Origin of the sequence: Streptomyces sp. LMG1-1-1.1 (assembly GCF_040815545.1) — a bacterium.
GTDB lineage: Bacteria > Actinomycetota > Actinomycetes > Streptomycetales > Streptomycetaceae > Streptomyces.
This window is the reverse complement of the sequence record NZ_JBFPNH010000014.1, coordinates 41629-54308: the sequence shown is the minus strand read 5'-3', so window position 1 is coordinate 54308 and position 12680 is coordinate 41629. Positions and strand designations below refer to the sequence as shown.

General features: G+C 73.7%; 11 protein-coding genes. 4 read left to right on the top strand and 7 right to left on the bottom strand.

Annotated features, from left to right (window positions below; genetic code table 11):
- Positions 1–73: 73 nt before the first annotated feature.
- The 7 genes from MRBLMG1_RS05895 to MRBLMG1_RS05865 form a co-directional block, all read right to left on the bottom strand.
- Positions 74–985 (bottom strand): poly-gamma-glutamate hydrolase family protein, encoded by a 912-nt coding sequence (locus tag MRBLMG1_RS05895; RefSeq protein ID WP_367821415.1) that lies wholly within the window; start codon positions 983–985, stop codon positions 74–76.
- A 33-nt stretch (positions 986–1018) separates the two neighbouring features.
- The gene (locus MRBLMG1_RS05890; protein WP_367821413.1) at positions 1019–1609 is read right to left on the bottom strand and encodes a hypothetical protein; all 591 of its coding nucleotides are present in this window, start codon (positions 1607–1609) and stop codon (positions 1019–1021) included.
- Entirely contained in the window at positions 1596–3266 is a 1671-nt protein-coding gene (locus tag MRBLMG1_RS05885) for a substrate-binding and vWA domain-containing protein (RefSeq protein ID WP_367821411.1), read from the bottom strand. Before MRBLMG1_RS05885 ends, MRBLMG1_RS05890 begins: the two co-directional genes overlap by 14 nt.
- On the bottom strand, positions 3263–4474 hold the full coding sequence (locus MRBLMG1_RS05880) for a toxic anion resistance protein (RefSeq protein ID WP_367821410.1): 1212 nt from the start codon (positions 4472–4474) through the stop codon (positions 3263–3265). The genes MRBLMG1_RS05885 and MRBLMG1_RS05880 overlap by 4 nt, the downstream gene beginning before the upstream one ends.
- On the bottom strand, positions 4471–5607 hold the full coding sequence (locus MRBLMG1_RS05875; protein ID WP_367821408.1) for a hypothetical protein: 1137 nt from the start codon (positions 5605–5607) through the stop codon (positions 4471–4473). The genes MRBLMG1_RS05880 and MRBLMG1_RS05875 overlap by 4 nt, the downstream gene beginning before the upstream one ends.
- Before the next feature lie 240 nt (positions 5608–5847).
- A complete protein-coding gene (locus MRBLMG1_RS05870; RefSeq protein ID WP_367821406.1) occupies positions 5848–6237 on the bottom strand; it encodes a hypothetical protein in 390 nt (129 codons plus the stop codon).
- A 78-nt stretch (positions 6238–6315) separates the two neighbouring features.
- The gene (locus MRBLMG1_RS05865) at positions 6316–7527 is read right to left on the bottom strand and encodes a pyridoxal phosphate-dependent aminotransferase (RefSeq protein WP_367821405.1); all 1212 of its coding nucleotides are present in this window, start codon (positions 7525–7527) and stop codon (positions 6316–6318) included.
- A gap of 145 nt (positions 7528–7672) precedes the next feature.
- On the opposite strand from MRBLMG1_RS05865, the gene MRBLMG1_RS05860 reads away from it, so the two are divergent.
- The 4 genes from MRBLMG1_RS05860 to MRBLMG1_RS05845 all read left to right on the top strand — a co-directional run bounded on the left by MRBLMG1_RS05860 (position 7673) and on the right by MRBLMG1_RS05845 (position 12661).
- The gene (locus MRBLMG1_RS05860; RefSeq protein ID WP_367821403.1) at positions 7673–8140 is read left to right on the top strand and encodes a hypothetical protein; all 468 of its coding nucleotides are present in this window, start codon (positions 7673–7675) and stop codon (positions 8138–8140) included.
- A gap of 557 nt (positions 8141–8697) precedes the next feature.
- Positions 8698–10716 carry a bifunctional polysaccharide deacetylase/glycosyltransferase family 2 protein gene (locus tag MRBLMG1_RS05855; RefSeq protein WP_367821620.1) on the top strand — a complete coding sequence of 673 codons (2019 nt, stop codon included), beginning with the start codon at positions 8698–8700 and terminating at the stop codon, positions 10714–10716.
- 11 nt (positions 10717–10727) lie between these two features.
- Complete coding sequence (mptB, locus tag MRBLMG1_RS05850) at positions 10728–12224, top strand: polyprenol phosphomannose-dependent alpha 1,6 mannosyltransferase MptB (protein WP_367821402.1); 1497 nt, start codon at positions 10728–10730, stop codon at positions 12222–12224.
- Between the two features lie 11 nt (positions 12225–12235).
- Complete coding sequence (locus MRBLMG1_RS05845; RefSeq protein ID WP_367821400.1) at positions 12236–12661, top strand: glutaredoxin domain-containing protein; 426 nt, start codon at positions 12236–12238, stop codon at positions 12659–12661.
- Positions 12662–12680 lie beyond the last annotated feature (19 nt).

Below are 12680 nucleotides of genomic sequence, written 5' to 3'. Positions count from 1 at the left end.
GGTCACGACGGCCCACCACGACGCAACCGGCCCCCGGAGCCCCCTCAGGCTCCGGGGGCCGGCGCATGTCCGGCTACAGGATCGGCTGGCCGGCCTCGACGGTGGCTATCGCGCGGCGGCAGGCGTCACGGAACGCCTCGAACTGGCCGTTCGACTGGTTCCAGGTCGACGCGCGCTTCGAGCGGGAGCTCGCGTCGCCGAAGAGGCTCTGGCGCAGCTCCGTCGTCATCTCGATCTGGGCGCCCTTGCGGAGCATCGTGAGGTTGCACGGGTTGGTGACGTGGCTGCCGTTGAAGTCCTCCAGGCGGACGGCGTACGTGGGGTCGAACGCGTCGACCACCGGGAAGCCCGCCGTGCCGATCTCGTACACCAGCGCCGCGCGGAAGTCGGCGTTGAGGCCGCCGACGACGGCGAGCCGCGGGTCGCTGCTCGGCGGCCAGATCATCGGCTCCGGCATGCCCAGCTGGCTGTACTGGCAGCCGTGCAGCGACAGGACGTTGAGGTGGCTCGCGGCGAGCGACAGCGCCACGTGGTCGTCGCAGTTCTTCGAGGTGACGTGGAGCGCCTTGTTGCCCGAGGAGAGCAGGCCCTCGAACAGGAAGTAGTCGTGCGTGGTCGGCAGGATCGGGGCGGCGGTCGGCGTGATGTCGCCCGGGTTGTAGCCGGCGATGCCCAGGGCGAGTTCGCTCGTGCCGATCTCGATGCCGCCGCCGTGCAGGGCGAGGACCGCGGTGCGCGGGAACGCGGTCCTGGTGCCCAGGTCGGCGTCGATCTTCTCGTGCCTCTTGTAGCGGCGGCCGTACGCGGTGCCCTCGACCAGGGCCGGGTCCTTGTACAGCGCGGTGTTCGAGGGGTACTCGAGGTCCTCGGCGAACGCCGGGGCGGCGGCGGCGAGCTGGCCGAGGACCGGGGCGCCGGCGGTGGCGGCCGCGGCGAGGGCCGTGAGTACGGTCCGACGGGACGTGGGGCGCTGAGAGAATGTCATGTTCGGAACATAATCGATCTTCGGGGCCGCCGGTCAGCGCCCCCGCTCCTCCAGATAGCGCGTGTGCGTCTGCTGGCGCAGCGCCTCCGCCTCGTGCAGCTCGTCGGCGATCACCGACGCCTCGTCGCGCAGCGCGGACAGCTGACGCTCCAGATGCCGCTCCGGCGGCTCCGCGCCCGGGGTGACACGGGACCACCACCGGGTCCGCACGAAGGTGTCGACGGCCTCCGGGACGTCCTGGCGGACCGCGCGGGCCAGCAGGTGGAGCTGCTCCGGGTCGATCACCCAGCCCGGCGCGAGCAGCGCCTCCAGGAGGTCCTCCAGTTCGGCGACCCGGTCGCGTACGGCGGGCGGCAGCTCCACCTCGGCCAGATAGCCGCGGAGGGTCGCGAAGTCGTCCCGCAGGGCGTCCAGTTGCTCGTCCGCGCTGGGGAAGTCCGGCGTGTCGGGGCGTTCGGGCGGTGCGATCAGCGCGCCCGCCCCGTACAGGGCCGCGACCACGACCGGCCACAGCGGGCCCGCCGCGCCGGTGAGGGCGAGCACCAGACCCGCCAGGCCGCAGGCGCAGCCCGTCAGGTTCTTGCGGGACTCGGCGTACCGCAGGAGGCGGTTACTGGTAGCCACGGATCTCCTCGAAGGCGCCGTCCAGCGACCCGTGGGTGGCGTCGAAGAGCTTCCCGCCCGTCAGGTCGGCGAGGTGACCGAGTTCGTCGCGGTCGGAGTCCCCGAAGAGGATCGGGAAGACCGGGGTGCGCCGCTGCTCGGCCGGGAGGGAACGGTAGAAGGTGTCGAAGGCGGCGGCCGGGTCGCCGTCGGTGTTCTCGCCGTCCGTCATGAGGACGACCGAGGTGAAGGTGTCGGCGGGGGTCCTGCCCAGGAAGCCGTACGCCTCCCGGACGCTGGAGTAGATCGCGGTGCCACCGGAGGCCGTGAGGCCGTGGGCGTCGGACCTGATGGCGTCGAGCGCGGCCTCCGGCGAGGCCGGGTCGACCGTGTGCGTACGGACCTCGCCCTGCTTCACCGTCGAGCCGAAGGGCATCAGGGTGACCTCCTCACGGTCCCGGAAGTCGCCGGTCAGCTCGGCGAGCGCCGCCTTCAGCCGGTCGAGCCGCTCGCCGCTCATGGAGCCCGAGGTGTCCAGCACGTACACCGTGCGGGAGGGCCTGCGCAGGGTGTTGTCGTACGCGTCGAGGAGGCCGTCGGCGACCGCCCGGCTGCCGGGGAACGGCAGCTCGCGCCGCTGGTCCCGGGCGAGCGCGGCCGCCGGCTCGACCCCGGCGACGACCGGGCGGCGCAGCGTCGTCTCCGTGATCCGCCGCTGGGCGGCCGGGGTGCGCAGGTAGGCGGTGAGCCGGCCCGCGGCGTCCTTCGCCTCGGGGCGGGCCGAGGTCAGCAGGGTGAGCGGGTAGTCGGCGGTCACGACGCCGTCGGACGGCCGGATGACGGTCAGCTTCCCCGGCGCGGAGAGCAGGACGGACTCGTAGTTGACGAGCGCGTCGACGTCGGTGCGGCGGGCGTACGCCGTGGCCAGCCAGCCGGAGGAGCCCGAGGTGAGCTTCTGGCCCGCGAAGAACTCCTTCAGGCGGGGCGTGGCCGCGGTGACGTCCTGCTGGGTGAGGGCCGACTGGGCGCCGGACAGGCCCGAGGCGACCGAGACGAGCGCGGAGAAACCGGAGTTGGAGCGCTTCGGGTCCGTCATCCCGTACGTCAGCTTCCCGTCGGCGACCGCCTTGTGCAGCTGCGACCAGGTGACCTTCGCCGGATCCCAGCCGAGCCGGGCGACGGCGGCGGGCCGGACGCCGAGCGCCACCGGCGACACCATCACCGGCGTCTCGCCGGTGATCTTCCCCGCGGTGTCCGGGCGGAGCCTGAGGTAGTCGTTGGAGGAGAGCCACACCGCGTCGAACGACTTGTCCGCCTCGCCGGACGCGATCCGGCCGACGGCGTCCAGGGTCCCCGCGTAGGTGGGGCGGACGGTGATACCGGTCGCCTTGCGGGCCTCTTCGAGCACCGGCTCCATGTCGGCCAGTTCGGAGGAGGCGAGGACCCGGAGGGTGCCGGGCGCGTAGTCCTGGCCGTGCCGGTCGACCGGGTCGCCCTGGCCGCCGACGGTGCTGTCGTCGGCGGTGGAGCAGGAGCTGCCGGTCGCCGTCACGAGCAGGGCGAGGGCGAGGCCGGCGATCGTCCGGCCCAGGACGCGGGCGCGGCCGCGAGGGCCGGAGACGGGTGCCACGCGCGGGCCCGAGGCGGGCGCCGTGCGCGGGTCGGTGGGGTTCGTCATGCCGGGCCGCCTTCCAGCGCGCCGGTGCGGCGGCTGCGGGACAGGTGGGCACTGGCCTCCTGGAGTTCGGCCGTCAGGGACTCGACCGTCGCCGCCATGGACTCCGTCGCCTGGACCTTGTACGTGTCGATGGCGTCGAGCGTCCGGTAGATCTGCTGGAACGCGGTGCGGAGCGTCTCCGCGCCCACCGCCGGGTCGGCGGCGATCCGCTGGATCTCGCCGGCCTGGGTGGCCAGCATCTCGGCGTTGCCCCGGATCAGGTCCTCGGTCGTCGAGCGCAGCACGTTCACCTGCTCGGTCACCTTGCGCTGGTTCTCGAGCGCGGAGGCGAGCATCACCGCGATCCGCAGCGCCGACAGGGTCGTCGTCGCCGCCCGGTCCACGCCCTTGATCAGCTCGTCGTTGTTGCGGCGCACCACGTCCATCGCCAGGTACCCCTGGGCGCAGACGGCGAGTTGGGTGAGCAGGTCCTGGTGCTTCTGCCGGACCGGGAAGAGGACGTCGGCGCGGAGCGCGTCCGCCTGGGCCGGGTCCGGGGTGAGGGCGATGCGCTCCTCCACCGCGCCGTCGAGGGCCTCGGTGAGCACCGCGTACTCCTGGAGCTTGCCCATGGTCTCCCACAGCCGGCCCCGCTCGGTCTGCAACGCGGCGTTGTCGCGGCGCAGTTCGTCCTGGCCGCCTCGGAGCGACCCGACGATCCGGTTCAGGGTGGCCTGCGAGGAGGCGTACTTGGCGACGTGGTCGCGGAACCTGTTCCCGCCGGGCAGCTTGGCGAGGAGGCGGCGGGCGCCCTTGCCGGGAGCGTCCCGGGGATCCAGGTCCTCGACCGTGCGCCGGAGTTCGACGAGGGAGGTGCCGACCCGGCCCTGGGCGTCCCCGCCGCCCTGGCCGAGCGAGCGGACCGTGCGGTCCAGCATCCGGTTGGACTGCTGGGCGGCGGAGCGCATCTCGCCCGCGCCGAGCGCCGCGATCTCGCCGATGCGGCCGGCGAACTCGGGGGAGCGCGGGTCGAGTCCGGACAGGGAGCCGACGTACTCGACGGCCCGGCGGGACATCTCCGTACGGACGGACTCGTCGAGCGGCACGAGGCCGGAGGCCTGCTCGGCGCGGACGGCCGGCACGGGCTCGGGCGGCGTGAGGACGAGCGGGGCGTCCTGCTCGGGCGGGGTCAGGGCCATCGTTCTTCTCGGGTCCTCGGGCGTGGTCATGCGGTGTCCCCCTGGTCGCGGGCCCGCAGCGCCATCTCGTGCAGCACCACGCTGGTGGGCACGGGCGCCTGGCGGACTCCGCTCAGTGTCTGGTTGAGGTAGGCGGTGTGGCCGTCCGTCGCGGTGGTGAACTCGCTCGCCGCGCCCTGCGGCCGAAAGCCGTGGCGGACCGCGAGCCTGCGCAACTCGGGGTCGGTGGCGAGGAGTTCGCCGAGCGCCCGGCCGTTCTCGGTGAGCGGGACGAGCGTGTGGTCGCTGTTGACCGTGGTGTCCGGGTAGAGGACGACGAGGTCGCCCATGGGGCGGCCCGCGAGCAGCTGGGCGGCGACCTGGGACTCGTACACGAGGACGAGCGGGTTGCCGACGCCGCTGACGAAGTCCCTGAACGGGCCGTCCGACGAGGTCTGCTGGGCGCCCTGCACCTGGACCAGCTTGCGCAGCAGGGGCGCGGTGCGGGTGACGGCGGCCTTGTCGCCCGCGACCCGTCCGCCGTCGGCGACGTAGCTCGCTGCGGCGAGGTAGAGGGCGCCGGAGTTGGAGGCGACCGGGTCGGTGGAGGTGATGAAGAGGGTGCCGCTCAGCTCGGCGTGGCCGGCCGAGCCCTTGAGCTGCTGCCAGGTCCGGTCGGCCCGGGCCGCGGCCAGGTAGGCGTCCATCTTCAGGGTGCCGCTCGTCCCGCGCGGGCCGAGGGTCGCCAGGCCGTTGTCGGCGAGGACCCGGGCGGCGCCGCTGTGCGCGACGACGACGAGCGGCGAGTAGAAGGGCCGCAGCGGGGCCGTGGCCGCCTTGTCCTTCGTCTTGGCCGCCGCCTTGGCGCGCAGCTCGTCGGCCGGCCCCTTGGAGGAGGGGAAGGCGAAGTCGTAGCCGTCGAGGGGCAGTTCCTCCATGTCCCAGGACCCGGAGGTCTCGGTGCCCACGGTGAAGCCCTTGGCGGCCAGGGCCTTCACCACTTGGGGGTCGGTGAAGTACTCCGCCTTCTCCGACCCGATGACTCCTCGCACGGTCTTCGTTGCCGTGTCCGTGTCCTTGTCGCCGCCCGTCACGAGGACGGCGGCCACGCCGCCGAGGAGCAGGACGGCCAGGACGATTCCCAGGATGCGTCTCACGCGGGCAGCGTGCTCGCGGAAACCCACATTCCAGGGGGAGTCGGGTGTACGGGAGGTGAAGTGCCGATCCCGGTACTGAACCGGAGCGAGGCGTGCCGTATCCCGGGTGTTCCGGGGTGACGGGTGGGTGCCCGGTGGGATGTCCGACGGGATGTCCGGTGAGGTGCCCGGCGGGATGTTCGGCGGGATGCCTGGTGAGGTGCCCGGAGGGGTGTCCGGTTGGGTGGCGCCCGGTCCGCGCGGTTCGTGCCGCGCGGACCGGGGCCGTCAGGGGGCGGCGACCAGGGTGTCCCCGGTCAGTGCCGCGGTGTGCGCGTCCATACGCCCGGCGGCGAGGATCGCGGCGGCCGTGTCGGCCCGGGAGGCGGCGACGACCAGTGCGCGGCCCGCGAGGGCGTGCGCCTTGCGGTGCAGGTCCTGCGCGGACGCACCGCTCAGGGCCGCGTGCCGCGCGGGCGGTGCGCCGCGCAGCCGCGCCACCTGCCGGGCGATGAGCTCGCCGGCCTCCGTGTCGCCGAGCTCGTCGGTGACGGCGAGCAGGGCGGCGAGGTGTCCGGCGAGCTGGATGTCCAGCTCCTCCTCGCGGGAGCGGTGCGGATACGCGTGGTCGTCGTCGGCCATCCGGTGGACCGACTTGGTGCGGATCGGTTCGTACATGGACGGCCTCCTGATTGCTCGAAGGCCATCCTAGCTTGGATACGGTCTAAAGTTGAGTGTTGTCCGAGTGCTGGTCCGCTACGGCTGGCTGTAACCGTCCAGGAACCGGCCGATCCGCGTCACCGCGTCCGCCAGGTCGGCCGCCGCCGGCAGCGTGACGATCCGGAAGTGGTCCGGCTCGTGCCAGTTGAAGCCCGTCCCGTGCACGACCATGATCTTCTCGGCCCGCAGCAGGTCGAGGACCATCTGCCGGTCGTCCTTGATCTTGTAGACGTTCGGGTCGAGCCGCGGGAAGAGGTACAGCGCGCCCTTCGGCTTCACGCACGTCACGCCCGGGATCTGGGTCAGCAGCTCGTACGCCGTGTCCCGCTGCTCCAGGAGCCGCCCGCCCGGCTGCACCAGGTCCTCGATCGACTGCCGGCCCTGCAACGCGGCGGCCACCGCGTGCTGCGCCGGCATGTTCGCGCAGAGGCGCATGTTCGCGAGGATCGTGAGGCCCTCGATGTACGAGGACGCGTGGTGCTTCGGACCGCAGACCGCGAGCCAGCCGGAGCGGAAGCCCGCCACCCGGTAGTTCTTGCTCATCCCGTTGAACGTGAGGCAGAGGAGGTCGGGGGCGATGGCGGCGGTCGGCGTGTGCGTGGTGCCGTCGTAGAGGATCTTGTCGTAGATCTCGTCCGAGCAGACCACCAGGCCGTGGCGCCGGGCGATCTCCGTCAGACCGCGCAGCATCTCGTCGTCGTAGACCGCGCCCGTCGGGTTGTTCGGGTTGATGATCACGATCGCCTTGGTGCGGTCCGTGATCTTCCGCTCGATGTCCGCCAGGTCCGGCATCCAGTCCGCCTGCTCGTCGCAGCGGTAGTGCACGGCCGTACCGCCCGCGAGCGACACCGAGGCCGTCCACAGCGGATAGTCCGGAGCCGGGACGAGGACCTCGTCACCGTCGTCGAGGAGCGCCTGCATCGCCATCTGGATCAGCTCGGAGACGCCGTTGCCGAGGTAGATGTCCTCGACGGAGAGCGGGATGCCCTTGGTCTCGTAGTGGCTCATCACCGCCCGGCGGGCCGCCAGCAGGCCCTTCGCGTCGCCGTAGCCGTGCGCCTCGGAGAGGTTGCGCAGCACGTCCTCGAGGATGGCCGGCGGGCACTCGAAGCCGAAGGCGGCGGGGTTGCCCGTGTTGAGCTTGAGGATGCGATGACCCGCGGCCTCAAGCCGCATCGCCTCTTCGAGCACCGGACCCCGGATTTCGTAACAGACGTTGGCGAGCTTCGTGGACTGGATCACCTGCATGTCGAGAGCTTACGGCGGGGTGGGCCGGGACGCCTCGTGTTTTGGGACACGTCGGACACCGAGGCATGTCGCCACCGCGCCGGAAGCTTGTCCGGAATGTGTGTGGACTCGCACTGTGGTGTCGTGCTCCCTACAATGCGCGCACATGAGTCACCAGGACAACAGCGTCTTCGTCGACGCCTCGGGGCGACGCGGCCGCACGGTGCGGTGGGCGACTGCCGGGGTGGGTGTCGCGTGCCTCGGATTCCTCGCCGTCGTCGTCGCCGGATCCTTCGGCGCCGGCCCCGCGGGAGGCCCGCTGCCCTGGGCGGACGACGAGAAGCGGGACGCCCCGGCGCTCATCCAGCCGGAGGCCACGGAGTCCGGGGCCTCGGACGGCGCGGCGCGGCGTACGGCCACCCCGAGCCCCACCGCCCGGACCTCCGACGCCCCGGCCACGGCGACGCCCTCGGCCGGGAAGACGAACGCGTCCCCCACGCCCACCGGCGGCACCTCCAGGACCACCGCCCCGGCGCCGACGGCCACGTCCGGCACGAGCGGGGGCAACTCCGACTCCGGCGACGGCCCCGGCAAGGCCGACGAGGCGCCCGGCGCCACGAAGCGACCCAAGTGACCGGCGGCGCACACGACGGCTACCGGCACGACGACCACGGGCACGACGACCACGGGCACGACGGCCACTGGCCCGGGGGACCCGGCTACGAAGGGTCCGGCTACGCCGAGCCCGGGTACGACGGCCGCGGACATCACGGCCCGGGGTATCCGGGGCCCCAGGACGGCGGGCAGGCGTACGGGTACGGCGACGGCAACGCGTACGAGCAGCCGGTCCACCCCGCCCATCCCGTCCACCCCGCCCAGTCGATCCACCCGGGTCAGCCCGCCCAGTCGATCCACCCCGCCCACCCGGGTCAGCCCGCCCAGCCGCCCCACCCCGCCCACCCGGGGCAGCCCGGCCCGGCGTACGCGTACGGGCAGGGCGACGGGTTCTCGGCCCCGGAGCCGTACGCCCCCCACGACGACCCGTACAGCGCGCATCCGGTGACGGGCGGACCCGGGACCCACGACGCCCCCGCCCCGCCGGCCCGGCCCGCGGCGGCGGCCGCGTCCGGCTCGTCCGGCGGCCCCCGCACCCGACACGCGCTGCGCAAGGACCCCCGGGCCCACTGGGCCATGCTCTGCCTGATCCTGCTCGTGGCCGCCACGGCCCTCGTCTTCGCCGGCTACGGCCGCCACGAGATAGCCGCCACCGGCGCGCCGCAGGCGCACTGCCCGACCGCGCCCGAGACGCGGGGCGAAGGGCCCGTCGTCCAGGTGGACCGGAACGGCATCGTGCGCAGCGCCACCCCGCCCGACGGCACCGTGGCGCTCACCTACGACGGCGGGCCGAGCCCGGACTGGACCCCGCGCCTCCTCGACGTCCTCGCGGCCAGGCACGCGAAGGCGACCTTCTTCCTGACCGGCTCCGAGGCCGCGGCCCACCCCGACCTGGTCCGGCGCATCGTCGCCGAAGGCCACGAGATCGGTTCGCACACGTACACCGACGTCGACCTCGCCCAGGTCTCGGCCACCCGTGCCGACCTGGAGCTGTCCTTCGCCCAGAACGCCCTCGCCGCGAGCACCGGCCTCGGCACCCGGCTGCTGCGGCTGCCCCACACCACCGGGCTCGCCACGCTCTGCGAGGGGCAGTGGGAGGCCGGGCAGCGCGTCGCGCAGGCCGGCTACGTCCTGGTGGCCGCCGACGGGAAGTCCGTCCTCCAGCTCACCGGCTCCCCGCAGGCCGTCGACGAGACCGAGAAGCTCCTCGCGCACCCCGGCGGCACCACGCGCCACACCTCGGTCGGCCTGGCCCTCGGCCTCACCGACACCACGTACCACGTCTCGGCGCTCGCCGAATGGAAGGGCGCCGCCTTCGTCCAGGCGCAGGACGGCTCCCGCGCCTTCGCCGACGCCATGAACTGGCTGCTCGCCGTGGCCGGCGTCATCACCGCGGTCCGGCTCGTCCTCCTCCTCGGTGTCGCCCGCGTTCACGTCCGCCGCACCCGCTCCCGGCGCCGCCGCGGCGCACCCCGGCTGCCCCCGGTCACCGAGCCGGTCTCGATCCTCGTGCCCGCCTACAACGAGGAGGCCGGGATCGAGGCGACGGTCCGCTCCCTGCTCGCGTCGACGTACGAGGAGATCCAGGTCGTCGTCATCGACGACGGTTCCTCCGACCGCACGTTCGAGATCGCCGAGTCCATCGACGACCCGCGGGTGATGGTGGTGCGCCAGCCCAACGCCGGCAAGGCCGCCGCCCTCAACACCGGCCTCGCCTGGGCCCACCACGACGTCGTCGTGATGATCGACGGCGACACCGTCTTCGAGCCCGACGCCGTCCGCCGCCTGATCCAGCCGCTCGCCGACCCCCGCGTCGGCGCGGTCAGCGGCAACACCAAGGTCGGCAACCGGCAGGGCGTCCTCGGCCGGTGGCAGCACCTCGAGTACGTGATCGGCTTCAACCTCGACCGGCGCATGTACGACGTCCTGGAGTGCATGCCCACCGTCCCCGGCGCCATCGGCGCCTTCCGCAGGGACGCGCTGGCCGGCGTCGGCGGGGTCAGCGAGGACACCCTCGCCGAGGACACCGACCTCACGATGGCGCTGTGCCGGGCCGGCTGGCGCGTCGTCTACGAGGAGTCCGCCATCGCCTGGACCGAGGCCCCCGCCACGGTCCGGCAGCTGTGGAAGCAGCGCTACCGGTGGTGCTACGGCACCCTCCAGGCGATGTGGAAGCACCGCAGGGCGGTCGTCGAGGGCGGCCAGTCCGGCAAGCTCGGCCGCCGCGGCCTCCTCTACCTGCTGCTCTTCCAGACCGTGCTGCCCCTGCTCGCCCCGCTGGTCGACGTCTTCGCCGTCTACGGGCTGCTCTTCCAGGACCCCGGTCAGGCCCTGGGCGTCTGGCTCGGCTTCACGGCGGTACAGGTCGGCACGGCCGTCTACGCGCTCCGCCTGGACCGCGAACGGTTCGAGCCGATCTGGACCCTGCCCCTGCAGATCGTCGTCTACCGCCAGCTGATGTACCTGGTCGTCGTCCAGTCCGTGGTGACCGCGCTCCTGGGCAGCCGACTCCGCTGGCACCGGATGCAGCGCACGGGCACCGCGACCGAGACCCTGGACCGGACGGCCGCCGTGGGGCACTCCACGGCGGGATAGGTTGGCGCGTCATGTGGGTTTTCACTGCCTCCGGATGCCGGTGGCTGGGTGCGGCCGGGTCGCTCGCCGTCGCCGTCGGGGGATACGGGGCCGGTGCGCTTCCGGTGCTCGGCGGCGGGCCGGTGTGGCAGCCGCGCGGCACCGGGATCGCCACGGCCGGCGCCGTCCTCGCCTACCTCGGCCTGACCTTGCTGGTCGCCGCCTGGTGGCGGTACGGGGTGCTGCTCGCCCGGGGCGTACGGGACGGGGTGCTCGCCACCCTCTGCTGCTGGGCCGCGCCGCTGTTCCTCGCCCCGCCGCTGCACAGTGCGGACGTGTACAGCTACATCGCCCAGGGCGGGATGGTCCTCGAGGGCCACGACGTCTACGGTGCGGGGCCGTCCGTCCTCGCTCCCGGCGACCTCGGCGCCGACGCCGCGGCGAGCGTCGGGGGGAACTGGACCGACACGCCCGCGCCGTACGGGCCCGTCTTCCTCCTCCTCGCCGAGGCCGTGGTCAAGCTGACCGGCGGGGCGGTCGTGCCCGCCGTCCTCGGGACGCGGCTCGTCGCGCTCGGCGCGCTCGCGCTGATCGTCTGGGCCGTACGGGGCCTCGCGGGCGGCTCCGGCGGGGCAGCCGGGGGCTCCGGCGGTCCCGGCGGTCCCGGCGACCCAGGCGACCCCGGCCGTACCGGCGGGGCGCTGTGGCTGGCCGCGCTCAACCCGCTGCTGCTCGTGCACGTCGTCGGCGGCGCGCACAACGACGGGCTGATGATCGGGCTCATGCTGGGCGGGGTGCTGCTCGCCGTGCGCGGGCGGTGGGTGACCGGCTGCGTCCTGATCGGCCTCGCGGTGATGGTCAAGTCGCCGGCGGCGGTCGCGCTGCTGTTCGTCGGTGTGATGATCGCGCGGCGGGACGGCGGCGTACGCGGTGTCGTGAAGGGCCTCGTCCTGCCGGGCCTCGTCGCGGGCGGTGTGGCCGCGGGGGCGACCCTCGCGGCGGGGACCGGGTTCGGCTGGCTCGGCACGCAGAGCGTCGCCGGGGCCATCCACACCCCGCTCTCCCTCACCAGCGACCTCGGGCTCGCCCTCGGCACGCTGGTCGCCGACGACCCCGACCCCGTCAAGGGCGTCGTGCAGAAGCTCGGCCTGCTCGCGGCCCTCGCGATCATCGCCGCGCTCGCCTGGCGGGCCTGGCGCGGCCGGATCGACCCCGTCCTCGGGCTCGGCCTCTCCCTCGTCGCCCTGGTGGCGCTCTCGCCCATGGTGCAGCCCTGGTACCTGCTGTGGGGCACCGTCGCCGTCGCCGCGGTCGCCTGGCACAGCCGGGCCGGGCAGGTCCTCGCCGTCCTCTCCGCGGCGCTCGTGTACGAGACGGCGCCGTCGGGCCACACGCCCTGGTACGGGTTCGTGGTCGCGGCCGGCGTGCTCGTGCTCGGGCTGGTGTGGATGCGGCGGGACCCGTGGCCGGCGGCCGGGGCGGTGGGCGCCGGCGCGCGGCCGTATCCCGAGGAAGCCCGGTCCAGGTAGCGTCCGGCGCCATGACGCGTGTGTGGATACTCCCGGTGCTGATGCTGCTCTGCGGCGGACTCGTCGCGACGGACAAGGCCGCCGACGGCAGCCACGTCGGGGCCGCCACCTTCGCCCTGCTGTTCGCGCTGCTCGCGTTCGCGACCTCGCCGCTGGTGTTCCCGAGGTCGGTGGGCGCGGCGGAGGCGGGGCGCCGGGCGGCGCTCGACGGTCGGCCGGTCGTCTACTGGCGGCCGGGGTGCGCGTACTGCCTGCGGCTGCGGTTCCGGCTCGGCGTGCGGGGGCGGCGGGCCCACTGGGTGAACATCTGGCGGGACCCGGAGGGGGCGGCGGCGGTGCGTGCGGCGACCGGTGGCGACGAGACGGTGCCGACCGTCGTGGTCGAGGGGCGGGCGCACGTGAATCCGGATCCCGCCTGGGTGCGGGCGCGGCTCTAGGAGCGCGGGAGCCCGCGTA

Excerpts from the sequence above, each read along its gene's own strand:
- MRBLMG1_RS05895 (WP_367821415.1), bottom strand. The coding sequence starts at position 985 with ATGACATTCTCTCAGCGCCCCACGTCCCGTCGGACCGTACTCACGGCC.
- MRBLMG1_RS05885 (WP_367821411.1), bottom strand. The coding sequence starts at position 3,266 with ATGACGAACCCCACCGACCCGCGCACGGCGCCCGCCTCGGGCCCGCGC.
- MRBLMG1_RS05880 (WP_367821410.1), bottom strand. The coding sequence starts at position 4,474 with ATGACCACGCCCGAGGACCCGAGAAGAACGATGGCCCTGACCCCGCCC.
- MRBLMG1_RS05870 (WP_367821406.1), bottom strand. The coding sequence starts at position 6,237 with ATGTACGAACCGATCCGCACCAAGTCGGTCCACCGGATGGCCGACGAC.
- MRBLMG1_RS05865 (WP_367821405.1), bottom strand. The coding sequence starts at position 7,527 with ATGCAGGTGATCCAGTCCACGAAGCTCGCCAACGTCTGTTACGAAATC.
- MRBLMG1_RS05860 (WP_367821403.1), top strand. The coding sequence starts at position 7,673 with ATGAGTCACCAGGACAACAGCGTCTTCGTCGACGCCTCGGGGCGACGC.
- MRBLMG1_RS05855 (WP_367821620.1), top strand. The coding sequence starts at position 8,698 with ATGCTCTGCCTGATCCTGCTCGTGGCCGCCACGGCCCTCGTCTTCGCC.
- mptB (WP_367821402.1), top strand. The coding sequence starts at position 10,728 with ATGTGGGTTTTCACTGCCTCCGGATGCCGGTGGCTGGGTGCGGCCGGG.
- MRBLMG1_RS05845 (WP_367821400.1), top strand. The coding sequence starts at position 12,236 with ATGACGCGTGTGTGGATACTCCCGGTGCTGATGCTGCTCTGCGGCGGA.